Origin of the sequence: Bacillus sp. 165 (assembly GCF_017742235.1) — a bacterium.
Taxonomy (GTDB): domain Bacteria; phylum Bacillota; class Bacilli; order Bacillales; family Bacillaceae_G; genus JAGHKQ01.
The window spans coordinates 472,647-498,791 of the sequence record NZ_JAGHKQ010000003.1 but is presented as its reverse complement, the minus strand read 5'-3'; the positions used below and the strand labels follow the sequence as shown (position 1 = coordinate 498,791).

Annotated in this window: 28 protein-coding genes and 3 pseudogenes; 21 read left to right on the top strand and 10 right to left on the bottom strand. The window is 39.0% G+C overall.

The window, feature by feature from the left end; genetic code table 11:
- Positions 1-114: 114 nt before the first annotated feature.
- On the bottom strand, positions 115-657 hold the full coding sequence (locus tag J7Q84_RS07400) for a hypothetical protein (RefSeq protein ID WP_209093863.1): 543 nt from the start codon (positions 655-657) through the stop codon (positions 115-117).
- Between the two features lie 508 nt (positions 658-1,165).
- Between J7Q84_RS07400 and J7Q84_RS07395 the strand changes: the two genes are divergently transcribed.
- Positions 1,166-1,516 carry a hypothetical protein gene (locus J7Q84_RS07395; RefSeq protein ID WP_209093862.1) on the top strand — a complete coding sequence of 117 codons (351 nt, stop codon included), beginning with the start codon at positions 1,166-1,168 and terminating at the stop codon, positions 1,514-1,516.
- Between the two features lie 434 nt (positions 1,517-1,950).
- Here the strand turns inward: J7Q84_RS07395 and J7Q84_RS07390 are convergent, their stop codons facing one another.
- The 4 genes from J7Q84_RS07390 to J7Q84_RS07375 form a co-directional block, all read right to left on the bottom strand.
- On the bottom strand, positions 1,951-2,211 hold the full coding sequence (locus J7Q84_RS07390; protein WP_209093861.1) for an SDR family NAD(P)-dependent oxidoreductase: 261 nt from the start codon (positions 2,209-2,211) through the stop codon (positions 1,951-1,953).
- A 127-nt stretch (positions 2,212-2,338) separates the two neighbouring features.
- The gene (locus tag J7Q84_RS07385) at positions 2,339-2,878 is read right to left on the bottom strand and encodes an NAD(P)H-dependent oxidoreductase (protein ID WP_209093860.1); all 540 of its coding nucleotides are present in this window, start codon (positions 2,876-2,878) and stop codon (positions 2,339-2,341) included.
- 134 nt (positions 2,879-3,012) lie between these two features.
- The gene (locus J7Q84_RS07380; RefSeq protein WP_209093859.1) at positions 3,013-3,549 is read right to left on the bottom strand and encodes an NAD(P)H-dependent oxidoreductase; all 537 of its coding nucleotides are present in this window, start codon (positions 3,547-3,549) and stop codon (positions 3,013-3,015) included.
- Between the two features lie 231 nt (positions 3,550-3,780).
- Positions 3,781-4,203 (bottom strand): MarR family winged helix-turn-helix transcriptional regulator, encoded by a 423-nt coding sequence (locus J7Q84_RS07375; RefSeq protein ID WP_209093858.1) that lies wholly within the window; start codon positions 4,201-4,203, stop codon positions 3,781-3,783.
- A gap of 241 nt (positions 4,204-4,444) precedes the next feature.
- On the opposite strand from J7Q84_RS07375, the gene J7Q84_RS07370 reads away from it, so the two are divergent.
- The 9 genes and pseudogenes from J7Q84_RS07370 to J7Q84_RS07330 all read left to right on the top strand — a co-directional run bounded on the left by J7Q84_RS07370 (position 4,445) and on the right by J7Q84_RS07330 (position 10,865).
- Positions 4,445-4,867: a VOC family protein gene (locus J7Q84_RS07370; RefSeq protein ID WP_209093857.1), complete on the top strand. Its 423-nt coding sequence runs from the start codon at positions 4,445-4,447 to the stop codon at positions 4,865-4,867.
- Positions 4,868-4,928: 61 nt separating this feature from the next.
- Complete coding sequence (locus tag J7Q84_RS07365; protein WP_209093856.1) at positions 4,929-5,636, top strand: SDR family oxidoreductase; 708 nt, start codon at positions 4,929-4,931, stop codon at positions 5,634-5,636.
- Between the two features lie 151 nt (positions 5,637-5,787).
- A complete protein-coding gene (locus J7Q84_RS07360; protein ID WP_209093855.1) occupies positions 5,788-6,624 on the top strand; it encodes an SDR family oxidoreductase in 837 nt (278 codons plus the stop codon).
- Positions 6,625-6,665: 41 nt separating this feature from the next.
- On the top strand, positions 6,666-7,694 hold the full coding sequence (locus J7Q84_RS07355) for an aldo/keto reductase (RefSeq protein WP_209093854.1): 1,029 nt from the start codon (positions 6,666-6,668) through the stop codon (positions 7,692-7,694).
- A gap of 213 nt (positions 7,695-7,907) precedes the next feature.
- A pseudogene (locus J7Q84_RS07350) lies at positions 7,908-8,360 on the top strand (LysE family transporter); the annotation flags it as partial.
- Between the two features lie 604 nt (positions 8,361-8,964).
- The gene (locus J7Q84_RS07345; protein ID WP_209093853.1) at positions 8,965-9,426 is read left to right on the top strand and encodes a GNAT family N-acetyltransferase; all 462 of its coding nucleotides are present in this window, start codon (positions 8,965-8,967) and stop codon (positions 9,424-9,426) included.
- A gap of 306 nt (positions 9,427-9,732) precedes the next feature.
- A complete protein-coding gene (locus J7Q84_RS07340) occupies positions 9,733-10,152 on the top strand; it encodes an SRPBCC family protein (RefSeq protein ID WP_209093852.1) in 420 nt (139 codons plus the stop codon).
- 1 nt (position 10,153) lies between these two features.
- On the top strand, positions 10,154-10,471 hold the full coding sequence (locus J7Q84_RS07335; protein ID WP_209093851.1) for an ArsR/SmtB family transcription factor: 318 nt from the start codon (positions 10,154-10,156) through the stop codon (positions 10,469-10,471).
- Between the two features lie 25 nt (positions 10,472-10,496).
- On the top strand, positions 10,497-10,865 hold the full coding sequence (locus J7Q84_RS07330; protein WP_209093850.1) for a VOC family protein: 369 nt from the start codon (positions 10,497-10,499) through the stop codon (positions 10,863-10,865).
- Positions 10,866-10,906: 41 nt separating this feature from the next.
- Here the strand turns inward: J7Q84_RS07330 and J7Q84_RS07325 are convergent, their stop codons facing one another.
- Complete coding sequence (locus tag J7Q84_RS07325; protein WP_209093849.1) at positions 10,907-11,734, bottom strand: undecaprenyl-diphosphate phosphatase; 828 nt, start codon at positions 11,732-11,734, stop codon at positions 10,907-10,909.
- A gap of 321 nt (positions 11,735-12,055) precedes the next feature.
- Here J7Q84_RS07325 and J7Q84_RS07320 point away from each other — a divergent pair, with 321 nt between their 5' ends.
- The 6 genes from J7Q84_RS07320 to J7Q84_RS07295 all read left to right on the top strand — a co-directional run bounded on the left by J7Q84_RS07320 (position 12,056) and on the right by J7Q84_RS07295 (position 17,284).
- Positions 12,056-12,982, top strand: a complete 927-nt coding sequence (locus J7Q84_RS07320) for an ABC transporter ATP-binding protein (RefSeq protein WP_209093848.1) — start codon at positions 12,056-12,058, stop codon at positions 12,980-12,982.
- Positions 12,975-13,922 (top strand): ABC transporter permease, encoded by a 948-nt coding sequence (locus J7Q84_RS07315; RefSeq protein WP_209093847.1) that lies wholly within the window; start codon positions 12,975-12,977, stop codon positions 13,920-13,922. Before J7Q84_RS07320 ends, J7Q84_RS07315 begins: the two co-directional genes overlap by 8 nt.
- Positions 13,923-13,955: 33 nt before the next feature.
- Positions 13,956-14,651, top strand: a complete 696-nt coding sequence (locus tag J7Q84_RS07310; protein WP_280635569.1) for a response regulator transcription factor — start codon at positions 13,956-13,958, stop codon at positions 14,649-14,651.
- 1 nt (position 14,652) lies between these two features.
- The gene (locus J7Q84_RS07305; protein WP_209093846.1) at positions 14,653-15,588 is read left to right on the top strand and encodes a sensor histidine kinase; all 936 of its coding nucleotides are present in this window, start codon (positions 14,653-14,655) and stop codon (positions 15,586-15,588) included.
- A 90-nt stretch (positions 15,589-15,678) separates the two neighbouring features.
- Positions 15,679-16,602 carry an ABC transporter ATP-binding protein gene (locus tag J7Q84_RS07300; protein ID WP_209093845.1) on the top strand — a complete coding sequence of 308 codons (924 nt, stop codon included), beginning with the start codon at positions 15,679-15,681 and terminating at the stop codon, positions 16,600-16,602.
- Positions 16,595-17,284 carry an ABC transporter permease gene (locus J7Q84_RS07295; protein WP_209093844.1) on the top strand — a complete coding sequence of 230 codons (690 nt, stop codon included), beginning with the start codon at positions 16,595-16,597 and terminating at the stop codon, positions 17,282-17,284. Before J7Q84_RS07300 ends, J7Q84_RS07295 begins: the two co-directional genes overlap by 8 nt.
- A 96-nt stretch (positions 17,285-17,380) precedes the next feature.
- Here the strand turns inward: J7Q84_RS07295 and J7Q84_RS07290 are convergent, their stop codons facing one another.
- Positions 17,381-18,142 (bottom strand): hypothetical protein, encoded by a 762-nt coding sequence (locus J7Q84_RS07290; protein WP_209093843.1) that lies wholly within the window; start codon positions 18,140-18,142, stop codon positions 17,381-17,383.
- Between the two features lie 304 nt (positions 18,143-18,446).
- A pseudogene (locus J7Q84_RS07285) lies at positions 18,447-18,686 on the bottom strand (hypothetical protein); the annotation flags it as partial.
- A gap of 169 nt (positions 18,687-18,855) precedes the next feature.
- Between J7Q84_RS07285 and J7Q84_RS07280 the strand changes: the two are divergent.
- The 5 genes and pseudogenes from J7Q84_RS07280 (at position 18,856) to J7Q84_RS07260 (ending at position 23,973) form a co-directional block, all read left to right on the top strand.
- Positions 18,856-19,503 (top strand): HD domain-containing protein, encoded by a 648-nt coding sequence (locus tag J7Q84_RS07280; protein WP_209093842.1) that lies wholly within the window; start codon positions 18,856-18,858, stop codon positions 19,501-19,503.
- Entirely contained in the window at positions 19,500-21,389 is a 1,890-nt protein-coding gene (locus J7Q84_RS07275) for an ABC-F family ATP-binding cassette domain-containing protein (protein ID WP_209093841.1), read from the top strand. Before J7Q84_RS07280 ends, J7Q84_RS07275 begins: the two co-directional genes overlap by 4 nt.
- A 77-nt stretch (positions 21,390-21,466) precedes the next feature.
- Complete coding sequence (locus tag J7Q84_RS07270; RefSeq protein WP_209093840.1) at positions 21,467-22,198, top strand: Bax inhibitor-1/YccA family protein; 732 nt, start codon at positions 21,467-21,469, stop codon at positions 22,196-22,198.
- 65 nt (positions 22,199-22,263) lie between these two features.
- Positions 22,264-22,584: pseudogene (locus tag J7Q84_RS07265) on the top strand (PLP-dependent aminotransferase family protein); the annotation flags it as partial.
- 90 nt (positions 22,585-22,674) lie between these two features.
- Positions 22,675-23,973, top strand: coding sequence for an MFS transporter (locus tag J7Q84_RS07260; RefSeq protein WP_209093924.1), 1,299 nt, complete (start codon positions 22,675-22,677; stop codon positions 23,971-23,973).
- Positions 23,974-24,113: 140 nt separating this feature from the next.
- Here the strand turns inward: J7Q84_RS07260 and J7Q84_RS07255 are convergent, their stop codons facing one another.
- A complete protein-coding gene (locus tag J7Q84_RS07255; protein WP_209093839.1) occupies positions 24,114-25,121 on the bottom strand; it encodes a FecCD family ABC transporter permease in 1,008 nt (335 codons plus the stop codon).
- A complete protein-coding gene (locus tag J7Q84_RS07250; protein ID WP_209093923.1) occupies positions 25,118-26,125 on the bottom strand; it encodes a FecCD family ABC transporter permease in 1,008 nt (335 codons plus the stop codon). Before J7Q84_RS07250 ends, J7Q84_RS07255 begins: the two co-directional genes overlap by 4 nt.
- Positions 26,126-26,145 lie beyond the last annotated feature (20 nt).

Below are 26,145 nucleotides of genomic sequence, written 5' to 3'. Positions count from 1 at the left end.
ATTCACCCTTTGAAGCGAATAGTAAAAAATTTAGATTACTATTTTCAATGAAAATATAAAAAAGCTCATTCCCTTTGGATTGAGCTTTTTGGCTATAGGTATCAATGTAAATCTCTATAACATTTGTTTTGCTAGTCCAATAAGGATTGTTCGGTGTTCTTCCTTATCCATATGCTTGTTATAAGAAATACTGTAATATATTTCATCCTTCACAAAATCAAGTGTATTTCCTGAGTAATATCCAGTAACACCATCTTGTATTTCAACTTTCTCATCAATTCCTTCGAACTCTACTTCGAAGTTATGAGCAGTCACCATGAGTAAAATTTCATCTTGCGGGTTTTTTGAAAAAGCTAAAAAACTGACTCTTATTTTCTTTCCATCGTGTTCAAAATCGTCGATACTGGGCGGGAGGAATGTACCTAATTCGGATGGCAGCTTTTTAGGTAATTCGATTTCGAAAGGCAGAGCATCTAATCCTTCTTCTAAAGAGGGAGCTTTATAAGAAATCGGTAAATGTTTCAGCTGCTCTTCAGTAGCATTGCCCTCAGCGTTCACTTTTTCAAGTTTTGAAGTGTTTAATACGGTACTAGCATTGCTTTGACAACCGCTTAGTATCACTACAAAGCAAATAACAATGAAAGTTAGTAACCTCATTTTATCCACCCCCCTAAAATATTTCTCTACTATACGTATTTCACATGTTCTGGTTTTAACCTTCTTCAAAAAATAAAAGATGTAGTCTTGCAGAGAGTGTTCATTTTTTTCACACTGTAAACAGTTCAAATGAACCCATCGTCACAAAAACAGGAAAAATAACCATAATAAAACGCAAGGGTTATCCTTGCAATTTATGAAAAAATTAATACATATTCAAAAAAAGTATCCATGAATGTACTTAATTGATTCAGATGATGCTATAATTGCTGAATTTCAAACAAATAAAGAAGTGTATTGGTATGTTGCAGAACGTTCAATTTGTAATCCTAGTTAGTGCAGAGAAAGTCTGAAATCTCGCTACAATAAAGATAAAGGGATTTCAAAACCTAAAGGTGAAAATTTTATTGTAGTAGGTTAAGGAATTGCTTATATACTCTAAGTATAGTTATAATAGAAAAATTTAGTTCGAGCGAGAGTAGGGAAAATAAATTAGGAGGAGATTACAGTGAACAATCTTCAAAAACTAAAAGAGGAACTTGGTGAAGAAGTAATCTTTGGAGAACGAAACTCATACATAAACTTAACTTTAATGAAAGGGGATATTGGTTACGATGCCGGATGTCTGCATGGAGAAAATCGATTTAACTTTCGTTTTATCCGAGGCAGCAGAGTTCATCGAGCTTTTAAAGCTAAAGGCTATAAATTTAAAGTGAGCCCAGATAACAACAACAATGTTATTTTATGGTTCGACTTAGAATATGCAATAGAATTTAGAAAAGTAGTACACTTTGTCAAACAAATGCATAAATTCACTGGACTTGGACTTATTGAAAGACCTGAAAGAGCAATTTATTAAATACTATAAAAAAACAAATATGTTTTAATAGAAGAAGATTCTTATACTCGGCAAGCTGTACATGGATAGGGAAGAATGGAATTTACCTTATATAGATGCTACCATTAAAAAGTGGATTTTCTATTATCAACATACAAAGACTTGATGACAATATCGAAAGAGCAAATGGGGACTGAAAATAAGCAACTAAATACCACAATTGAATCATTTGAACCTAATTTTTTCACATGCTTTTAGCTTTAACATATTACAGGAAGAAGTCTTCTTCCTCAACGACCGTGGTCGTAGTTTACAAAAGCCACACTTATTACAATTAATAATGTTCGTAAGGTTTTTTCATGATATTGATTTTATTAATATGATGGTTATTGTTCAGCGAGGAGATTTGGGTTCCCTAATTTCCATTTAGCAATCATAGTGATTCCTGAAATTTTTCACACTTCATTCTCTTTCAGGAGAGAAAAATGATATTCCTCTTCTAAAGTCCATTTATTTTGGATTGTTTGATTAGATGTAGTTTCCATACTATGAGCTAATTTCCTATTTTGTTTTATACTTTCCACAACTTCTTCGGCCATTTGCTTATTAATCAAATAATTGACGACGACAGTGATACTTTGTTCAGAAAGCTTTTGAGCAATTGCACGCCCAATTCCACGTGATGCTCCTATAACTATAGCGACTTCTTTATCCATGATTTAATCTTCTTCTTTTAGACGGAAAAGCAGGACCCGATAAAGGGTGATCCTGCTTTTCCGTCGTTATACATGATTACTTAATGCTGGATAAAACTAGATAATGTTTTTCAACTCTCATGACCGTTTAGCGCCCTGCGCGTAAATTTGGATTGGTTACGTAAGCTGCCAGTGCTTCCGTACTTTCTTGCAGTCTTTCTTCATTAAGTGTCCTCCTTCCTTGTAAAAGGAAGGAGGGCAAGAAATGCATGCCGCACAGGTTAGCTGTCGCTTGGAAAGGACGAGTCAACTCACTCATGGAATAGTGGTTGTATCCGCCGGCTTGGTAAGCTTCAGCCGGACCGCCAGTTGAAATTGCCAGTATAAACTCTTTTCCGTGGAGGTTGTTTCCTTCTGCCCCGTAGGCAAAGCCATATGTTAAAACGACATCCTGCCACTGTTTTAATAAAGCAGGCGAGCTGTACCAATAGAATGGGAATTGCAGAACAATGCGATCATGCTCTAATAATTGCTGCTGCTCTTTTTTTACATCAATTTCAAAAGTAGGATAATGTGCATATAAATTGTGAACCGTTACATTTTCTTCTTGTTGAAGACGGTCCATCCACGTTTTATTTACTTTCGATTGCTCCAAATTTGGATGGGCAACAATGACTAAGGTTTTCATATTTATCACCTTTCTGATAGAAGTTTTATAATTGTTTGTACATGCAAATAAAATTCCCTTAAAAAACACAAGTGTTTAATTCAATAGAGGTATTTTAGAGAAAGAATAACCTCGATTAAATCAAGTTTTTTAAATTAAGCTTCAACTAATGATGGCTGAAGAACATGATTAACATACGCTTTTGCGTTTTCTGCAAGTTCTTCATCTGAAACATGCATAACACCATTTAACACAAATAATGGCATAAACTTAGTACCAATGAGATTGCTTGTTTGCTGCAGGGGAGTTGTTAAAGTCTCCATAGTAAAATGATTGTAGCCAGTCGGCTGATAGGAATCTTTAGGACCGAAGGTTGAAATTGCAAGACCCAGCTCTTTGCCGTGCATCTTGTCGCCGCCTTCACCGTATGCCCAGCCATAAGCAAGTACTTCATCTTGCCATTGTTTTAACAAAGCAGGTGAGCTGTACCAGTAAAATGGGAATTGCAGAATAATACGGTCATGTGCCTCTAATAGGCTTTGTTCGTGTGCGACGTTTATTTTTCCATCTGGATATGCTTGATAAAGAGTATGGATTGTAATTTCTTCATGTTTTTTCAATTCTTCCATCCAAGCACGATTAATTCGCGATTGTTCAAGATTAGGGTGAGTAATAATCACTAGTGTTTTCATTAGATAATCTCCTTTTGTCTTGTGATTCTTGTCTAGTTTTTATTTTGTTTCATTAATCCAATTTCTAGTACTATCGTCATCTCTTTTGTTGTTTGTACATACAAATATTTTACATAATCAAATTAACACGAATTAAAATACAGGTCAACTGTTTTGTTTGTACATACAATTAAAGAATAAAAAGCCTTTATTAAATACGAAATTTGTATTTATCAAAGGCTTTTTATTTTTTTACTTTTCTAATTTGTTGCCTGCCTCGTTTATTAATTTATTTAATGCTTTTCCTTCTTCTTCACCTAAAACATCAGAGTACGCTCGAAATAAAATTTTCCAGCCTTCCTTAATATCTTTAAGGATCGCCTCTCCATTTTCAGTCGGAAAATTTAACGATCTTTTTCCTTCTGTTTTTCGTTCAATCAATCCCTTTTCAACCAGCTTATCGACAAAGCGGGTAATAGTGGAAGGCTTTAGATGTAGAGCGTCCGCTAATTCTGATTGTGATATGCCAGGCTTATCAATAACCAACATCATCAAAAATGCATGAGTGGGGGATAAGCCCGTTTTTTTAAAGGAATCTTCAGCCATTTTTGTAATGGCACGAGAAAGTTTATTCACTGTAAAATACAGGCAATTATCAAAAAAATCATCGACCATAATAAAAACCCCTAACGTTTTGTTTGTACATACAAACTATAACAATTTATATTCTTTGTCAAATTATTTTACATTAATTTACAAGTGTTAACCTATGATTATAGTAAGGAAAATTGTTAGTGATAATAATTGATTTTTCATAATTATTAGTTTATTATTATTGTATGTACAAACAACAAACAAAATGATAGTATGAATGCATCATAAACAAAACAATAGGACCCTTTATAAAAGGAGGGTGATGAAGCTGAGTTCTATTCCATTTAACAAATTGATGTATTTGTATATGGGTACTTCAAATTTCCAATCTGATTTTCACTACTATAAATCGGTTCTTGGAGGCAAATTACATTGGGTGTTTGATCGCTTTGGAGCAAAGGTAGCAGCGTTTGAAATAGGGGAAGGATCACTAATATTAATCGAGGATCACCTAATCCCACCGACATGCATGCCAATTTATGAAGTAACAGACTTAAATCCAACGGAAATAGAATTAAGAAAAAGAGGATGGAAGGAAGAAGCGGGACCATTTGGAATACCGAATGGACCTTGTTACCTATTTCAGGACACTAGCGGTAATTCCGTTGTTTTTTTCGAAAACGTAAGGCCGACCGCTGCAGAGGACTCATATAGAGATGAGGATAATGAATATCGAATTCTTTAGTCATGGTCATTATTATTGAAATATAATTGCATGTACAAACAATTAAAAAGGAGGAGATATAGTGTCACAAGTTAAAAATATTGCCCTTATAACTGGCGGTAACAAAGGGATTGGGTTTGAATTAAGCAAGCAATTAGCTGAGAAAAACTTTAAAGTATTATTGAGCAGCAGAAACGAAGATAATGGAAAAAAAGCTGTTTCATCGCTGCAGAAACAAGGGGTTGACATCAGCTTTGTAGAACTTGATGTTGATCATATGGAAAGTATTCAGAATGCGGTGGAGTACGTTCAACAACGATACGGCCGGCTGGATGTGCTAATCAATAATGCAGGTGTCTATTTGGATGAAGGCCAAAAGCTATCAGAAGAAGATTCTGCGATTTTAGAAAAAACGATGAGAACGAACCTTTTAGGCCCCTTTCATCTTATTCGATCTTTCCTTCCATTAATGAAAAAACATAATTATGGAAGGATTGTCAATGTTTCTTCAGGATATGGACAAATAGATGAAATGGATTATTCCGGGGCAGGGTCTTATAAATTATCAAAGCTTGCTCTAAATGGTCTTACCCGTATTTTAGCTTCTGAGGTTTCTGGAAATATCAAGATTAATGCTGTTTGTCCTGGATGGGTACGTACGGATATGGGTGGTCCGAATGCACCAAGAAGTGCAGAGGAAGCAGCCCGTTCCATATTATGGCTTGCTGAACTGGAAGAAGATGGCCCAAACGGCGGATTTTTTAGAGACGAGAAGAGAATCAGTTGGTAACATATCGTCTCACGGAAAAGAACAAACTGGAAAGATTAAATGAAATCTCTAAAGTTACACTTGGATTTCCACATGATTTTTTGACAACTGGACAACAGCAAATGTATGCCAATATCGATAATCACAGAAATAATAGCTAAGGGGAAACATAATGAAGAATAAAATTTGTTTAATTACTGGGGGTAATTCAGGGATCGGGAGAGCAACCGCTCTTGAATTAGCCAAAATGGGAGCCACGGTTGTGATTCTGTGCCGAAGCAGGGAGAAAGGGCAGGAGGCAGTGCGAGACATTATAGCACAAAGTGGAAACCACAGTGTCCATTTACTGATTGCAGACCTATCCTCTCAACAGCAGGTCCGTCAGGCAGCGGATAAGTTTAAAGAAGCGTTTAATAAGTTAGATGTTCTAATCAATAACGCGGCAGTGTTTCTTCCAAAAAGATCTGAGACAGAAGACGGCATTGAAACGACTTTTGCGACAAACTATTTATCGCACTTTTTACTAACCCATCTTTTGCTTGATTCATTAGAAGCGAGTGGAGAAGGCAGGGTCATTAATGTGGCATCCAAACATAGTGGTATTAAAATGAATTTTGATGATTTAATGACGAAAAATAATTATACCTTCTTTAAAGCAGTCGGTCCTACTAAGCTAGCATTAATTCTGTTTACAAAAGAATTGGCTAAAAAACTCGAAGGCAGACCGATTACGGTAAATAGTCTTCACCCTGGAATCATCAAGACGAACATTATGCATGAATTGCCTTGGATTTTAAGAACAATTTTTAAATTAACGTCTGCAAGTACGGAAAAAGGAGCAAAAACGCCGGTTTATCTTGCATCATCCCCAGAAGTAAAAGGGGTGAGCGGTACATTTTTTTCAAATCGTAAACCAGCAGAAACAACGGCCGCCGCTAATGATGAGAACGCCGCAAAAAAATTATGGGATATTAGTATGAGCCTATTAAGGCCAGACGTACTGAAATAACTAATATTTAGGTGTACAAACAATTATAAAAGGAGAAATATATGAGATACAAATTACTAGGTAAAAGTGGTTTACGAGTGTCTGAATTGGCGTTGGGTACGATGACGTTTGGAGAGGATTGGGGTTTTGGTGCCTCTAAAGAAGAAAGTCAAAAGATTTTCAATACTTTTACAGAAGCAGGCGGGAACTTTATTGATACAGCAGTCAACTACACAAATGGTACAAGTGAAGCTTACTTAGGTGAATTTATCCAATCAAATAGAGAGCAATATGTAGTAGCAACGAAATATTCGTTAACCACTCGCCGGCATGATCCAAACGGCGGTGGGAATCATCGGAAAAATCTAGTTCAATCGGTGGAAGCAAGCTTGAAAAGGCTGAAAACGGATTATATTGATCTGTTGTGGCTGCATGCATGGGATTTTCTAACACCAGTTGAAGAAGTAATGCGTGCATTAGATGATTTGGTACGCGCTGGGAAAGTATTATATGTGGGCATTTCCGATACGCCTGCATGGATTGTGTCACAAGCAAATACATTAGCAGCTTTACGAGGATGGACACCTTTTATTGGGCTTCAGGTTGAATACAACTTGATGCAGCGAGCTCCAGAACGTGATCTGTTGCCAATGGCACATGCCTTTGATATCGGTGTAACGGCATGGGCGCCGATAGCAGGAGGAGCATTGACCGGCAAATACAGAAATAATAATTCTGATCCTAAAAGACTTTCACCCAATAGTGCAAGGTTAAAGGACAAAAATATATTAATCGCAGAATCGGTTGTAGAAATTGCAAAAAAAATAGGGCGCAGTCCAGCTCAAGTAGCGATCAATTGGGTTCGCCAGCAAAACGGTGTCATCATTCCAATTGTGGGTGCACGCAAAGAATCGCAGATGAAGGATAATTTAGAAAGTGTTCAGTTTACACTAGAACAAGAACATCTCGAACGATTACATGAACTAAGTAAAATTGAATTGGGCTTTCCGCATGAGTTCCTAGCATCTGAGTCTGTGCTTAATGCACTGCATGGGGAAACACTTTCATTGATTGATAATCATAGAAAATAAGGAAAAGCAGCAAGTAGAAAATGAACTTAACAAATTAGTTATTGGAGATGGAACAGAAGAAGCCCTTATCAGATTGAGGGCTTCTTCTGTAGCGAATACAGAATGAGAAATGTAATGAATTGAGTTTCTGTATGCGCGTTTTATCATAAGTCAATGAAAACAGAAAAATGTTAATTGCAAAAACGGAAACTAAAATAATTAATGTATTGTTAAAGGTTTTGCTTAGGAGTAGGTTTCTTTCTAATAATGTTATTGTGTAGTTATTTTAATCTGTTGCTTAAAAATTCCATTTATTATGACTATCCTCGGTGCAATTTATATGTTATATCTGGCTATAAAAATTATTACCAGTAAAAATAAAGATCAAGATAATGATGTAGGTAAGAATAACAGTTTTTTAACAGGCATGCTTTTGCAATTCATAAATCTGAAAGCTATTTTATATGGCCTAACTGCAATATCAACCTTCATACTCCCATAGCACACTTCAAATTCCAGCTTACTATTTTATTCATTATTTCTAGCTTTTGTTGGTTTTATGAGTACTTTCTGTTGGAGTATGTTCGGTTCAATGTTTCAAAAGTTCTTATCAAAGTATAGAAATCAGTTTAATGTAATTATAGCTTGTTATTAGTGTATAGTGCAGTTTCGATTTTTCTAGAATAAAACGGGCTTCTTATTCAATTATTACCGCTTGAGTTGAACAAAAAAAGCTGTCTCAAAGGTCGTTGACAAACAACCTTTGAGACAGCTTTTTTATCATTTTGGAACAAATGTTCTAAAAAATGTTCGTTTTTAGTAACAGTTGAAATACAGATGGCTATATTCAGCTATTTAAAATTTATGTGGAGCCAGTAGCGGCGAATTGATTACATATATTAAGTGCTTTGCGGTCCAAAAGGAAAGAAGACTGTGCTATCGGCAAATAACGTGGAGAAGCAATAGAATCAGCAGTGGAAATCGAGTATGAAATCGCAAGGGTTTTTTACTCGATTTTTTATTGAAAAGTATAGATTAATCCTTATTATATTGCCGAATTAACAAGTGAAAGAGTATACCCATTAAAGAATGACAATAACTATTGTCACTGCGTTATTTCGAATGCGATAATTCTTGTTCTGTTAAGAGGGCAGAAGAGTTGAAGAAAGGTATCTAACAATTACATAAGAAAAACTTATTAAAAGCAATAAAATAATTATGATTAACTTATGATGTGAATTTAGTTAGCATTGAAACTAATAAGAGATGTACTCATAAGAGGGGGATTTAAATGGAGACAAAGATAAGGTTTAGGATGGCTACTGAAAAAGATTTAGATAGCATTGTTGCCATGCTTGCAGATGATGTTTTGGGAAGTGAACGTGAGCGTTATGAGCATCCACTTCCTAATAGTTATATAAAAGCATTTGAGGCTATTACATCTGACCCTAATAACGAGTTAGTCGTGGCTTGTTATGGCAATGAAGTGATTGGGGTGCAGCAAATTACTTTTACACCTTACATAACACATCAAGGTGGATGGAGAGCTACTATCGAAGGAGTGAGAACATCAGCTTCTGTGAGAGGTAAAGGTGTAGGGACTGAACTGATACAATGGGCAATCCAGCGCGCAGAAGAACGCGGTTGTCATATAGTACAACTGACAACTGATAAAAAAAGACCTGATGCGTTAAGATTTTATGAACGGTTAGGTTTTAAAGCAACGCACGAAGGTTTAAAGCTGAAGCTTTAATAATTTTCTAAATTCTTGGGTGAGCTAATGGAACAAACTCTCCTAAAGCCAAAAAGCTCAGAACAATAAACTCTGGGCTTTTTTGTGTGCTATTTACTGTGTTATTCAGATTGTTATTTTAAGTTTTCTCCATAATAACTAAACTTTAGCTATCGACCAAGTTGTTTTTCTGCCTATTTGTTCTATCCCTTTCATTAAGAGTAAAAACCCTTCGGTTCGGATAAATTAAAATATTGACATGAAACCAAAACGTTTCGTATTATAGATATGTAACCAAATGGTTTCGTTTTTTAGGAGGATGATTACATGATAAGCCAAGTGCCTGATATTAAGCATCGATTAATTTTGAATGCTCCAATTTCTAAAGTATGGGATACAGTTGCAACGGCAGAAGGATTGGCGTTGTGGCTGATGGAAAATACGTTTGTTCCGAAGCTTGGGGCAGCGTTTACGATGAAATCATCGCCAAGAGGAAATTGGGATGGGACGATTCAATGTGAAGTGACTGTGCTTGAAAAGCCTCATGTGCTTGCTTTTACGTGGAATGGCGGAGGTCTTGACAATTTATTGGTGACTATTGAACTAAAGGACCTAGACGGTAAGACAGAATTTAAGCTGACGCATTCCGGTTGGTCTGAGCATACGAAGCCGATTCGCGAACTGCTTGATGAAGGATGGGTTAAGCATTGCTTTGTACGTCTTACTAATTATGTGGAAGGGAACTGAAATGAGTGCAGCTCCTAAGTACGACGTTTTTGATGGGATTGCGGACCCGACCCGCCGGGAGATTTTATCTCTTTTGGCGAAGGAAAAGATGAATGTCACGGATATATCCGACCATTTTCCGGTTACCCGAACGGCGGTTTCCAAGCATCTTAAAATTTTAAAAGGGGCAAATCTTGTAAAAGAAGAGAAGGTCGGCAGAGCAAGGATTTATGAGCTGAATCCGCATGCGTTAAAAGAGGTAAAGGATTGGCTCATGTATTATGAGCAATTCTGGGATGAGAAAATCATGAATTTACAGAAGTTATTTAATGAAAAATAACAATGCTATCGAGGGGGAATTACCAGTGAAAAATGTATATCCGTTTGTGATTGTTGATAATTGTACAGAGGCAGTAAACTACTATCAAAGTATTTTAGGGGGAGACATTAAGGTGTTGAATGAGCATGCCGGCAAGGTTCTTCATGCCGAGCTGTCTATCGGCAGCGGTGTAATCCATTTTTCTGACTCTTACCGCAAGGAGTATGCTGCGGGAGACAAAGTGAAAATCATGCTGCAATGTGAAAGTGAAGAAGAAATCAGACGGGTGTATGATGCGCTGAGTGAAAACGGAAAGGTCGCAGTAGAATTGCAGGATACATTTTTTGGAGCGCTGCATGGACAAGTTACTGATCAAAACAATATTACCTGGGTGCTGAACTATTTTAAAGCATAGTAAAAAACACAGATCGACTTCTGCCGGTCTGTGTTTTTGTATTAAAAGTATATAAAGTAAATCACTGCTGCCAAGACAATACGATAAATCGCAAATGGCATAAGCTTGATTTTATTAATCAGCTTCAAGAAGAAGCGGATGGAAATTAAAGCGAACACGAACGCGCTGAGAAAGCCTGCGATGAAAAATGGAAGAGAATCCATCGTCATATATTGCCAGTTTTTCAGCAAGGATAACAAGCTTGCACCGCACATAATCGGAACAGCCATAATAAAGGTGAAATCTGCTGCAGCGCGGTAGCTCATTCCAAGCAGTACACCGCCTGAAATAGTCGAACCGGAACGAGAGAAGCCTGGCCATAGTGAGAAGCATTGAATTAGTCCGATTAGAAACGCTTGTTTGTACGTAATTTGGTCAACCGTTTCTGTTTTCGGTGTTTTCTTAGCGAATATATCAGCCAAAATCATAAAAATTGCCCCGATCACTAAGCCGATCAATACTGTACCTGTGGAAAATAAGTACTCATCAATATAGTCTTCGAACAGCACTCCTAGCACTCCGGCAGGGATAAGTCCCACAATCACCTGTGTCAGCTTCAAACGGCTAGGGTTGGAAGCGGCATTTTTACTGCGGCGCAGTCCAAGCATTTCAATGAAGCGATCCTTAAAGACAACAACAACCGCTAAAATGGAGCCGAGCTGAATGACAACCTTAAAGGTATTAGCTGCATATTTCGTTAAAAATTCTCCTGACTTCAGCCACATATCATCGACAATAATCATGTGACCGGTTGAAGAAACAGGAGCAAACTCTGTTAAACCTTCCACAAGGCCTAAAATAATCGCTTTTACAATTGTAAGAAAATCCATTGTTTACTTTCTCCTTATTTTAATTCAGTAAATTTTCCAAGCAGTAGTTTTACAGATTAACACATCTTGTAAATAAAACATAGTCCACATCAAAGTGTAAACGATATTAGAAGGGTTGTCCATACAATAACAACTATCCATTTCGTGAATTATGGAAAATGGAAAGAGAATGTCTGATTATTAGCCGTCCTTCTATTAGCTTTTAATTTCAATCTCGAAAGAAATTCTTAAGATTTACGAAATAGAAATGAAAATGCAGCAAGGTACAATACAGTATAAGGAAATGATAGACTGGTAGCTTTCGAACAGGAGGAAGATTGAATGGAAAAGGATAGTATATTGGAATTGCAAAATGTAACAAAGAAATTCAAAGGCGTGAACTTTGTCGATAATCTAAGCTTTACAGTACGAAGAGGCGAAGTAGTTGGATTGCTAGGTCCAAACGGAGCCGGGAAAACAACGGTAATGCGCATGATAATGGGATTGATGAAGATATCGGAAGGAGATGTATTTATAAATGGAATCAGTATACAAACATCATTCGGTAAAGCGATGGAGTGTATCGGCGGTATTATTGAAAATCCGGAATTTTATCCGTTTTTAACGGGTTACGATAATTTAATGCAATATGCACGAATGTCTGAAAATGTAACGAAAGAACGTGTGGAAGAGATGATTGAATTGCTTGGACTGAAACAAGCCATGCATAAGAAGGTGAGAACCTATTCGCTTGGAATGAGGCAGCGTTTAGGGATTGCGCAAGCTCTTTTACATCGCCCTTCCTTAATTATTCTAGATGAGCCGACAAATGGATTGGACCCTGCGGGGATACGGGAAGTGAGAGAGTATTTGCAGCATATTGCACATGAGGAGGGCGTCTCTGTTCTTGTTTCAAGCCATTTGCTTTCTGAAGTGGAGTTGATGTGTGATCGCGTAGTGGTCATTCAAAATGGTAAGCTGGTTACCACACAGCATATTCATCAAGATAGGGAACAAGTGGTGATAATGGAATTTATCATAAATGATAGTAAGAAAGCGAAGAGTATTTTGCAAGAAATAGAATATGTTCGAGTGATAGGTCTGGATCATAATCGGATGGGAGTAACAGTGAAGATAGACAATACCCGTATTCCAGATATTGTAAAACTATTTGTTGAAAAGGATATTTCAATTTTTCGTATTGAAGAGAAGAAGCGTTCACTTGAAGAGTCATTTTTAGAACTGACAGGAGGAAATGAAATTGCTTAAGCTGATACAAAATGAATGGTTGAAAATAAGTAAAACAAAATCGATTATGATAGCATTTCTAATTCCTGTTTTGTTTTGTGTTATCGCAGCTGCGGTGATGCATGATAAAGCTGAAGAAAAAGAAGGGACTTGGCAGGAGCAGCTCATAAAGGCTAACGAAATGATTGAAAAAGAAATGGGTCTGTCAAAAGAGCAATTGCAAGGAATGGATGATACAGAATATTCTGGTGTCACGAGATGGAAAGAAAACCAATATCATCTTGACCATGATATAGAGCCGTTCGAACAGGAAAGTGCGCTTGGGTTTATGTATGCGATGGTTGACATGAAGCGTTTGACCAGCATCACCATGCTTATTTTGATTGTATACGGTGCGCAAATGGTAGCAAAAGAACATTCTTATGGAACGATTAAGTTTTTGCTGACACGCTCTCACAGCCGCAGTAAAATTCTGGGTGCGAAATATATTTCTCTTCTGTTATTTGGTGCTTTGCTGTATCTTTTTTCGGTAGGAATCAGCTTTTTCGCAGGCTTTTTGTTTTTTGGAAATGACACGCCTCTGTTTATGTATCGCTTGCAAGACGGTGTAATGCTGAAAGAGCATGTTGTAATACTCATAGGCAAGCATACGGTTTGGAACTTTATAGGCATGATGAGCTATGTGACTCTTGCTTTTATGATTCAAACAGTTGTAAAAAACAGCGCAGTCGCCGTAGGGATTTCGTTATTTGTCGGTTTATTTGCAGCAACAGTTGTACTGGGTGGATATGATTGGATGAAATATCTTCTTTTCACTAATACAGATTTAACAGTATATGAAACAGGAGTACCGGAGATAGATGGAATGACGTTTTCTTTTTCGTTTGGAATAGTAATGCTCTATTATGCCATATTCATCGGTGTTGCCTTTCTTTCTTTTAACAAACGAGATATTGTATAAATATAAAATGCAGGTGGAAAATGGTGGTGTACAATGACGAAAATCATGCTAGTGGAAGATGATCCGGCCATTGCTGAAATGGTTGTTCATTATATGCAAAAGGAAGGGTTCGAAGTGATTCATGCTCTTGATGGAGAAGAGGCGCTTCGGCTGTTTGGAGAGGAGTCCTTTGATTTAATTTTGCTGGATTTGATGCTGCCGAATTTGAATGGCATGGATTTTTTGAAGCTCGTTCGAGAAAAAAGCTATATACCAATTGTCATTGTTTCCGCTAAGGACAGTGATATAGATAAAGCGTTAGGACTAGGATTTGGAGCAGACGATTACCTTACAAAGCCCTACTCCTTAATTGAGCTTTCAGCAAGAATCAAAGCTGCACTTCGGCGAGTGACGGAATATTCGCCGCCAAACAAGGAAGAGGAGACGGTGCTTATTCATACCCACGAAGTGACGCTGGATATTAAAAATTTTCAAGTAAAGAAGCAAGGAAGAGAGATCAAGCTGACTGCTAAAGAATTTCAGATTTTAAAGCTGTTTATGATGAATCCTAAGCGGGCGTTTTCAAAGGAACAAATATACCGTACAGTTTGGAAGGATGAATACCATGGAGATGAAAATGCAATCAATGTCCATATCAGCAGATTACGGGAAAAAATTGAAGATGATCCATCCTCTCCGCGATATGTAAAAACAGTGTGGGGGATAGGGTATAAGCTGGGGGAGTTTTAAGATGATTCCTCTGTTGCTTTGCGTCATCATTGCCTTATGTATTCTTAACTATATGCAATATCGGTCCAGAAAGAGAAGGACGGAGAGTCTCGTTTATATCCATAACAAACTGAGTAATATTGTGTCAGGCGGCACATCTGAAAAGGTGTTGTTATTCACAGACGATGAGGTCTTACAGAACATCTTAGTCAGTCTCAATCGATTGCTTGATCATAACCGCAAAGTCACGGCAAATTATGTAAGAACAGAAACGTCTATAAAAAAAATGCTCTCCAACATGTCTCATGACCTAAAGACGCCATTGACAGTGGTGCTTGGTCTTACAGAAACTATTTCACATAATCAAGAATTAACCGAAGAAGACAGGAATCGATTAGTGAACAAGGTCCATAAGAAAGCTGAAGAAATACTGCAGCTAATGAACAAATTTTTCGATTTAGCTAAATTGGAATCTGGGGATAAAGAATTACCTTTATCAAAAATCAATATAAGTGAAGTCTGTAAAAATGCGATTCTCTTTTTTTATGAAAGCCTTACGTTGCAAGAATTTGAAGTAGCTATTCAAATACCTGAACGGATGCTTTATGCACTTGGAAATGAGGAAGCGTTAGAAAGAATTTTGCACAATCTAATTTCAAATGCCATTCGTTATGGGAAGGATGGTAACATTGTAGGAATTACTTTACGAAACGACAGTGAGCATATCTTTATTGACGTATGGGACCGAGGAAAAGGGATTAGCGCACAACATAAACAACTTGTGTTTGACAGGCTGTATACACTGGAAGATTCCAGAAATCATTCGTATCAAGGCAGCGGCCTTGGTCTCGCTATTACAAAGAGGCTTGTTGAGCAAATAGGAGGGCAGATTTTTCTTCAAAGTAAGCCATATGAAAAAACGGTATTTACTGTTCAATTGAAAAGACCCCCCTACTAATTCTTTATATGCAGATGAAAGATTTTTTTAGAATGGTGAAATGAAAATACTTCCTGTAAGTTCGGCAGTGTAAGGAGAGGGAGATAGAATGTGACTTACATTTTACAAACGGTGAATTTGAGCAAATCCTATAAAAATAAAGAAGTTGTTGCGAACATAAATATGAACATTAAAAAAGGGGAAATCTACAGCTTTCTCGGACCGAATGGTGCAGGTAAAACAACGGTAATGAAGATGCTGACAGGTCTAGTGAAGCCGACGAGCGGAAGCATTGAAATATTTGGCGAACCTTTATTGACGACTTCGTATGAAGTATTTAAAAGAATAGGCAGTATCATTGAATATCCTATTTTTTATAATCATTTGACAGCACAAGAAAATTTAGATGTTCATTGCAAGTATATGGGATACTACGATAAAAAAGCGATAGATGAGGCGTTGGAGCTGGTTCAATTAAAACAAATTGACAATAAGCCAGTGCAAGAGTTCTCTCTCGGTATGAAGCAACGACTCGGTATTGCCAGGGCGGTTTGTACCCGTCCTGAATTATTGATTTTAGACGAGCCTATTAATGGCATGGATCCAATCGGTATCCATGAATTGCGGGAACTGTTTCGTGTATTATCCAAAGAATACGGTATGACGTTGCTTATTTCCAGTCATATTTTGCAGGAGGTCGAGCAAATTGCAGATACGATTGGGGTCATTAATCAAGGAAAATTAATCGAGGAAGTTTCTATGGAGAGTATCCATAGCAAATACAGCGAATATATAGAGGTCGTCACAACAAACGGTAAGCAAGCCGCATTCATTTTAGAAGAAAAGCTATGCATCGTCAATTATAAGATGGTGGATGTGAATGCAATTCGTATATATGAACCGCATGTATCACCTGTAGATATTGCCAAAACATTAATTATGCATGATGTCGGAATTGAGGCGTTAAACAAAAAGAATGTTTCGCTGGAAGAGCATTTTCTTGCTTTGATTCAAGGCGGTGGCGTTCATGATTAGATTAATCAAATTAGAATGGGCTAAGGCGGCATTTGGGAGATTGTTCAAATTCACACTTATAGGGAATGTGCTTCTGACGTTTTGGTTTATATTTAATGCTGCTCCAAACGAGGAATATGATAATTATGAAATCGTATTTATGGATATTGGGAGCTACGTCAGAATGATGTATATTGTTATAGCTTCTGTTTTAATCGCAAGAGTGGTGATTGATGAGTATAAAAATAAAACCATTTCTGTGTTATTCACATATCCTGTTCCGCGGAAGAAGTTGTTTATAGCAAAAGTACTACTGATTTGCAGTGTGACCTTTGGATTGGTTATATGCTCAAATGTGATAATCGCTATCGTGTTTTTGTGTGTGGATATGAAGTTCCATTATATTCCTGAAACGCTGACTGTTGTGATTTTACTAAGGGAAATGGCGAAAATGGTTATTTTTTCAATTGCAGCAGTTGGAGCGAGTCTAGTTCCTCTTTTTTTCGGTATGAGAAGAAAATCTGTATCGGCTACAACTGTATCTGCTTTTATTGTTTTACTCGTATTCATTAATACATTTTTGATTTCTGCAATTTATCAAAGCTGGAAGTCTAGTATACTGCTGTCACTTTTATGGGTGACGATGGGAATTGGAATGTCATATGCGGCAATACGTAACCTCGATAAGGAAGATGTAGAATAATAAATGTAACAGCTGCCAGAGTGAACTGGCAGCTGTTTTAGTGCGAGATAGAGTTAGTGATGGCAAGTGTTTCTAGAGTTTTTTTCAGTTATACACTCATCCATCAGAATGCTCCTGCTTCTTTTTTCTTTTATCATTGATGGAGGTGAAGGTTAATGGTTTCTCGGAACCTGTCATCAGTTTGTATACATAGGAAGAGGTCAGCTTATAGCCGTCTTCAAGTTTTGTAGCTAAATAGTTTGCTCGCTCAAATATAATTGAGCGAATGTGATTGAGCTGGCGTGATATTTTTTCTGTTAATGCTTCTTGTGTGTCCAGTCGTGTAAGTACCTGTTCTTGAAATTCTTCTTGCTTTGATAATCGCTCGACGACTTCTTTTTGAAGTGTGAGCTGTTCATTTAACTGCCCATAGAGCTGCTCGTTAGCAGCTTCGTTTTTATCTAAGCGGCTGGCAATGCTTTGACTGGATTCATGCAGACTGCTCATTTCGTCTATTATGGATTGCTTTAATGCTGCTTCATTTTCCAAAATCGTGTGTAGATTGGTATGTTTTTCATCTAGTATATTTAACCGCTGCAGCATCTCGATATCTAGCTTTTCACGATGACGGTTGCTGGTGGTAAGATCATTCATTTGGCTATTAACATTCTTCCACTGCACGCTCTGAGCTTCTTCTAGCTGCTTATAGTGTTCTTTAAGCTCAGCCAATGATTGCGCAAGTCTCATGTTTGCTGTTTGCTGCTCTTGAATTAATTCGAGTAAAGCATTATGCCGTACCATCCCTTGATTGGATGTATCTAGTTTTTTATCATTTTTATAGACATCAGGGTGGTCATTATTATTGATAAATAAGCTCATTCTTTTCCGCCTCCTTGTTCATAGTTTGGTGTTATCTTATGCGTGAAAACGGAAGAAGGAACAACAGCTGTACTCATATGGGTAGATACACAATTGCGGTTTTGGTAAAGTAAGTGATTGTTATACTTGAGACAGACCCATACTACAATATTTAAAACCATGCGCGATTAGTACAGAATAAAAGGAAAAAGTTGTTACCGGAGCGAAATGGGGAGAATACGAGTGTAAAATAGATTTCTATGGATTGCATAATAAAAACATCTATAACACGTTACAGATGTTTTCATTCTCTTACAATATAAAATTAAAACTGCTCATTCTTCTCCCAAGATTCTACAATGTAATGTGCCATCATTGGATCGTATCCTTTTCCCACTAGGTAAGCAATTGCTGCTACCTCTGTCATCGCGTGCTCATAGGATGTGGATTGTGCTTCCTTCAAGCCGTACTGTACCCATGGAGCAACCAATTGCAGAACCGGCATTTTCAATGATTGATATTGCGAACCAACAGCCTGCTGGACTTGCTGACCAGTCGGCTCCTGTGGATAAGCGCGCATCGGCATGTATGGTATCATATATGGATTGTAATACATTTTGCATCCCCCTTTTTCATTACAGCATCATACTATGGGAAGACGAGTGAAAATGTGCAGTTGAAACCATTCCACATTTTAGACGTTTTCCGTTAAAATAAGGATGGGTGAAGAAACTATGAAAAAAGAAGAAAAAATTATTGAAACGATTTCTTTTGTAAAAGATGTACTTGGCAAAGATGCCAGTGGACACGATTGGTATCATATTGAACGGGTGCATAAACTGGCATGTGCAATTAGCGAAAAAGAGGGCGGAGACCGCTTCGTGATTGAGATGGCTGCATTGCTGCATGATGTGGCAGATGAAAAGCTGAATGAAAGCGAAGAGGCGGGCTTGCAAAAAGTGCGTGATTGGCTTAAGGAATTAGAAGTGGAGGAGCAGGAGAAGGAACATATTTTACATATTATTATGAATATGTCATTTAAAGGTGGGCATGGCGGCCAAGTGGAGACAATCGAAGGGAAGATTGTGCAGGATGCGGACCGATTAGATGCTCTTGGCGCAATTGGAATTGCCCGCACGTTTGCTTACGGCGGAGCAAAAGGACGGTTGATGTACGATCCAAATGTGCCGATACGGGAAAACATGACGAAAGAGGAATACCGAAATGCAAACAATCCGTCGCTTCATCATTTTTATGAAAAGCTGCTGAAGCTGAAGGATTTGATGAATACGAATGCCGCGAAAGGGATAGCGGCAGAGCGTCACGAATATATGGAGAAGTTCATTGAACAATTTATGAAAGAGTGGAATGCAAGAGTATGAAAATGTTAACGGTTGAAAATTTAACAAAATCCTACGGTGAAAAAGCGCTGTTTACAGATTTGTCCTTCAGCATTTTAGAAGGACAGCGCGTGGGTGTAATCGGGATCAATGGAACGGGAAAATCGACGATGCTGAAAATTATTGCGGGTGTCGAGCAAGCGGATAGTGGTGAAATCTCCCATACAAGAGGGTACACCATCAGCTACTTGTCCCAGCAGCCTGAGTTCGATGAAAATTTAACAGTGCTAGAGCAAGTCTTTTATGGGGATACCCCGTTAATTCGCTTGCTGCGGGAATATGAAACTGCCTTGCTGGAGCTAGAGCAGTATCCGTCTGATACGAAGGTGCAGGAAAGGTTATTTGCCCTCCAGCAGCAAATGGACGCGATGAATGCATGGGATGCGAATGCGAACGCCAAAGCACTGCTCACAAAGCTGGGGATTCACAATTTTACGGAAAAAGTCGGCAATTTATCCGGAGGACAAAAAAAGCGCGTGATGATGGCGCAGAGCTTAATCCAAACTCCAGATTTACTTATATTAGACGAGCCAACGAACCATTTGGACCATGAAACTGTTGAATGGCTGGAGGAATATTTGGCGCGCTATACAGGGTCACTGCTGCTTGTTACGCATGATCGTTACTTCCTGGATCGTGTGACAAATCGCATTGTAGAAATTGATAACGGAAAGCTATACAGCTATGAAGGCAATTATGGTGCGTTTTTAGAAGCAAAGGCGATTCGCGAAGAACAGGAAATGGCAACAGAAGCGAAGCGGCAAAACTTGTTCCGCAGAGAATTAGCGTGGATTCGCCGCGGTGCAAAAGCCCGTACCACGAAGCAAAAAGCACGTATTCAGCGCTTTGAGGAGCTATCCAATCAAGAGGGGCCGGCCGCTAAGCAAAATGTCGACATTTCCATCGGAGGAAGCCGTTTAGGGAAAAAGGTAGTGGAATTAAAAGAAGTCACAAAACAATTTGAAAATAAAACAGTGCTGGATCATTTTAGCTATATCGTGAAACCGGGAGATCGAATTGGGATTATCGGACCGAACGGCAGCGGTAAATCGTCTTTATTAAATATGTTAACAGGCAAGCTTACGCCGGACAGCGGGGAGATTGAAGTCGGCCAGACGGTGAAAATTGCGTACTATACGCAGGAAAATGAAGAAATGAATTTGAATCAGCGCATGATTGAATATATAAAGGAAGCAGCTGAAGTGATTCATACAACTGACGGCAAACTAATTTCTGCTTCTCAGATGCTTGAGCGCTTTTTATTCCCGCCGCAAACGCATGGAACGCCGCTTGGCAAGCTGTCCGGGGGAGAAAGACGCCGGTTGTACCTGCTGCGCATTTTAATGGGTGAACCAAATGTACTGCTGCTTGATGAGCCGACAAACGATTTGGATACGCAAACCTTGACGGTGCTGGAAGATTATCTTGAAGATTTTCCTGGTGTTGTGATTACTGTATCCCATGATCGTTATTTCTTAGATAAGACAGCGGAAGAGCTGTTTGTATTTGAAGGAAATGGGAAGGTGCGAGTCTTTTTCGGCAGCTACAGTGAGTATTTAGAAGAGAAAAAGCAAACAGAGGCTATGCTGAAGGCAGAAGCGGTGAAGGTACAAAAGGCGCAGGAGCCGGTGAAGCCGAAAAAACGCAAGCTGACGTATCAAGAGCAGCGTGAATGGGAAACAATTGAAGATGAGATTGCTGCACTGGAAGAAAAGCTGGAAGAGCTGACAGCAGAGCTAAACGGCATTGGCTCCGATTTTACCCGCGCTCAAGAAATTATGCAGGAGCAGCAGCAAACAGAAGAAGCCCTTGAGCATAAAATGGAGCGCTGGAGCGAATTGTCCGAGATTGTGGAGAGCATGAAGTAATCTTGACAACCTCTTGCATATATTGAATATAGAAGGAACAGGCATTACATGGAACGAAAATGAATGGAGGTAAAAGGATGAGAACAACGAATCCGATTTTAAAGGATGATGCGTTCCGAAAAACAGGCGCATCAGGCAATGCGATGACGATTGGGGGAACGGTCGGCAAAGCCTTTATCATGCTGTTATTATTGCTTGGAACAGCCGTTTTTTCTTACGTACAGGTAATGGCAAATAAGATGAATCTGACTGTGGCGGTTGGATCGATGATCGTAGCGCTTATTTTAGGTATGGTGACAAGTTTTGTTCCGCGCTTTTCGCCGGTTACGGCGCCGGTGTATGCGGCAGTAGAAGGGGTAATACTCGGCACAGTATCCGCCTTGTATACGATTCGATTTGGGGACAATATCGTATTGCAGGCTGTTTTGCTCACCGTTTCCATTTTACTGGGAATGCTCGCGATTTACGCGTTTCGTATCGTGAAAGTAACGAATAACTTCCGCATGGGAGTTATGGCGGCAACAATGGGTGTATTTATTATGTACCTGGTTGTGTTCGTTCTTCAGCTGTTTGGGGTTGCGGTTCCATTTCTTCATCAGGGAGGAACGCTCGGCATTATCATCAGCGCGGTAATTATCGTGATTGCTTCATTGAACCTTGTACTGGATTTTGATTTTATCGAAAACGGTGCACGGTACGGTTCTCCGAAATATATGGAGTGGTACGGCGCATTCGGATTGATGGTAACATTAATTTGGCTGTATTTTGAAATTTTGCGCTTGCTTTCATACTTTACAAGAAATGATTAATAGGAAAACCCGGCTGTTGCCGGGTTTTTTGTGGCGCAATTAAATACAAAAATTCAATTACAAGCACGATTGTTTCGAATCAATTTGAAGTCTTAATTGAGGGGCATCGGGAACAAACCATTCGCAAAAACCAAGTCGTGAATCGATATTTAGCAGACTATACGTGCCTAGGTGTTGTACTATTACCAGGCACGATTGCAGGTGCTGAATTTGAAACGTTAGCTGCACAGCAGGGAATACAAGTATATGCAGCCGAACGTTTTGTAGTTAGAAATAGTTGTCCAGAAAGGGCTTTTGTATGTGCCCCAAAAACGCTTGAAGAGCTTGAGCAAGGATTGATTATTCTTAAACGATCTTACTTAATAGTGTTTGCCATACAATTATAATATTGTATGGTTTTTTTGTGCGTGTTATGATGATTGCAATCTAGTAAGGGTTATTAGAAATAGAATTAGATTTCTAGAAAGGTAGATTAGATAATGTTACATGAACAAAGTGTAAAAGTGCTAGACGCTCCATCAGCAGGGTTACAAAGCTATATTAATTCTTCAGAAAAACAAAAATCGTTATACAAGCGAACATTGCTCATTGTAAGTATTTCACAAATTTTGGGTGGTGCAGGATTAGCTGCAGGAGTGACTGTGGGTGCACTTCTTGCACAGCAAATGCTCGGTACAGATGCTTTTGCTGGACTTCCTTCGGCTTTACTTACTTTTGGATCGGCAGGTGCTGCTTTATTGGTTGGGAGACTTTCTCAACGTTATGGACGGCGTATAGGTCTGACAACTGGTTTTATGCTCGGTGGACTTGGAGCAATAGGTGTCATACTTGCAGCTATAATAAATAGTGTTTTCCTGTTATTCCCCTCTCTGATTGTTTATGGGGCAGGCTCAGCAACAAATTTACAAGCTCGTTATGCGGGTACAGACTTAGCAAATAAAAAACAGCGTGCAACTGCTATTAGTATTGCGATGGTTTTTACGACATTTGGTGCAGTTGCAGGACCAAATTTAGTAAATGTGATGGGTGATTTCGCCCTTTCAATTGGTGTTCCATCGCTTGCTGGTCCTTTCATTTTAGGAGCAGCAGCCTATATTTTAGCAGGTCTTGTCCTTTTCATCATGCTTCGACCAGATCCATTAGTTATAGCAAGAACAATACAAGCAATCAATCAAAAGTCTAGTAATAAGGGGCAATTGGAAACAACTGAACATACAGAAAACAAAAGAGGAATCATCGTTGGAGCAACGATAATGGTCCTTACTCAAATGGTAATGGTAGCTATTATGACAATGACACCAGTTCATATGATGCATCATGGACATGACTTGGGTGCAGTCGGTCTTGTTATTGGGTTTCATATAGGCGCTATGTATCTCCCTTCACTTGTTACAGGTGCCCTTATTGATAAGTTGGGGCGTACTGTAATGGCTATTGCTTCTGGAATTACGTTACTTCTGGCGGGGTTAATAGCAGCATTTGCACCAGGAGATTCTATGGTTCTTATGGTAATTGCTCTTTCTTTACTTGGATTAGGATGGAATATTGGTTTGATAAGTGGGACAGCACTTATTATCGATTCTACTAACACCTCCACACGGGCTAAAACTCAAGGTACTGTGGATGTTTTAATTGCGTTGTCAGGGGCTACTGGTGGAGCCATGTCAGGAATGATTGTGGCAGGTTCAAGTTATCTAACATTATCACTTGTTGGAGGGAGTTTATCCTTATTACTAATTCCAGTGGTGATATGGTCTCGTGGAGGTAGAAAATAGGCTAGGTTGTTTAGGGAAATCAGATTTTTAAAACTAAGTGGATGCTTGAGTAGCCAAGAGTCGATTCTTCGGCTCTTTTTTCATGTTCCTCTAAAGGGGCAGTAATGTGGAATAAGAAAACCCGGCTGTTGCCGGGTTTTTTATTTTTTCAATAATAAATAGATAAAATACGGTGCGCCGATCAATGCAACCATAATCCCTGCGGCTATTCCTTCAGGCTCTACTATATTGCGTCCGATTGTGTCTGCAGCTAATAAAAGCCATCCCCCAATTAAAATCGCAACGGGAATAAAGAGCTGATTTCTAGGTCCTACTAAGCCTCTCGCAATATGAGGAGCCATAAGGCCGATAAAGGCGATTCCACCTGTGACAGAAACAGCAGAGGCTGCCAAGGCAACAGCTGCGATAAGCAAGGCAATGCGTTCCTTTTCAATGGAGATACCAACCCCGATTGCTACCGGCTCACTCAGCCCAAGTATATTCAATCGATTTGCTTTATATAACGTAAACGGAATAAGCACGACAAGCCATGGAAGGATTGCGGCGATAAAAGGCCAATCAGCACCCCAAATGTTGCCGGCCAGCCATTTTGCAATAAAATCTACTTTAGCACGTTCAGCCGAAGAAACGAGTACAACCATCACGCCAGAAAGTGCCATAGAAAATCCAACCCCAATGAGTACAAGATTGATAGGCTGCAGGCCGGTTTTTTTGCTGTACGCAAACATATAGATAAGAAAGGCAGTTACAAGTGCGCCAGTAAAGGCAACGAGCGGAATGAGATAAACAAATGAACCCGTATCGATAGGGAAAAACAAAAAGAAGCCTGCAATGGCAACTCCTGCTCCAGAGTTAATTCCTATAATACCAGGATCAGCTAAATCGTTTCGGGTAATTCCTTGTAAAATCGCGCCTGATAATGCAAGTGCCATACCCGCAAGCAATGTAATGATGATGCGCGGGAGCCGCACAGAAAATAAGATGAACTCTTCTTTAAATGTACCTTCTCCCAACATAGTCGGGATGAGTCTGTCATAGGAGAGAGAGGCTTGTCCGAGCCCCATTCCAATAACAGTTGTTAGTCCAATCAGGAGAAGCAATGTACATAGAATAAGACGCTGTTTTTTGACTAGATCTGGATGAATCATAAGAATGTCTTGCCTCCTTTACGCACGATAAATAAGAAGAAAGGCAGTCCCATGATGGCAATAAGTGCAGCCACAGGTGCTTCGTAGGGAGCGCTGATGGTGCGGCCGAGCGTATCAGCAAGCAGCATGAACACTGCGCCTATTACGGCTGACATTGGTATGATGAATTGATAATTCGTTCCGACCATCGCGCGAACGATATGAGGAACCATCAAACCGATGAATGCCATATTCCCAACAAGGGCAACAGAAGCACCGGCAAGAAGAATCATCACGATAAACAGGATCGTTTTAATTTGAATTGTATTTTGCCCTAATCCGACTGCAACTTCTTCACTCAAGCTCAAAATGGTGAGCTGTCTAGAAAGAAGAAGGGAGATTAGAATGCCAATAGAAATAACCGGAATCATAATGTGAAGCTGTTCCCATGTTGTTCCTACTGCACCTCCGGCTGTCCACATGGAAACATCCTTTGAGATTTTAAAGTACAGGCCGATTCCTTCTGCGATCGCAAATAGAAAGGCAGATACGGCAGATCCGGCTAATACAATACGAAGAGGGGAAAAGCCGCCTTTTTTCAAAGCACCGATACCAAACACCAGTAAAGCACCGACAGCTGCCCCGATAAAACAAGCGATTGTAATGCCGAAGTAATTTACAGAAGGGAAGAGGGCAAGTGTGATTGCCAATGCCGCGTTTGCTCCCGCAGTCAGTCCAAGCAAGCCGGGATCGGCGAGCGGATTTCTCGTCATCCCTTGCATAATCGCACCGGAAACGGATAAGGCAGCTCCTACAAAAATACAAGCGATTTCACGTGGTAAACGGATTTCTCGAATAATCAAAATATTATCATTTGCGGCATGCGAGGTAAGTGCCAGCCATACGTCCTTCGTCGCGATATTGGCGGCTCCGGATACCATCGCAATAAAAAACATACCAACAAATACAAGCAGTCCCGCGATGAGTTTATATACAAACGGGATTGAGCGTTGTGCTTTAGTCATTAACATATCATCTCTTCTTT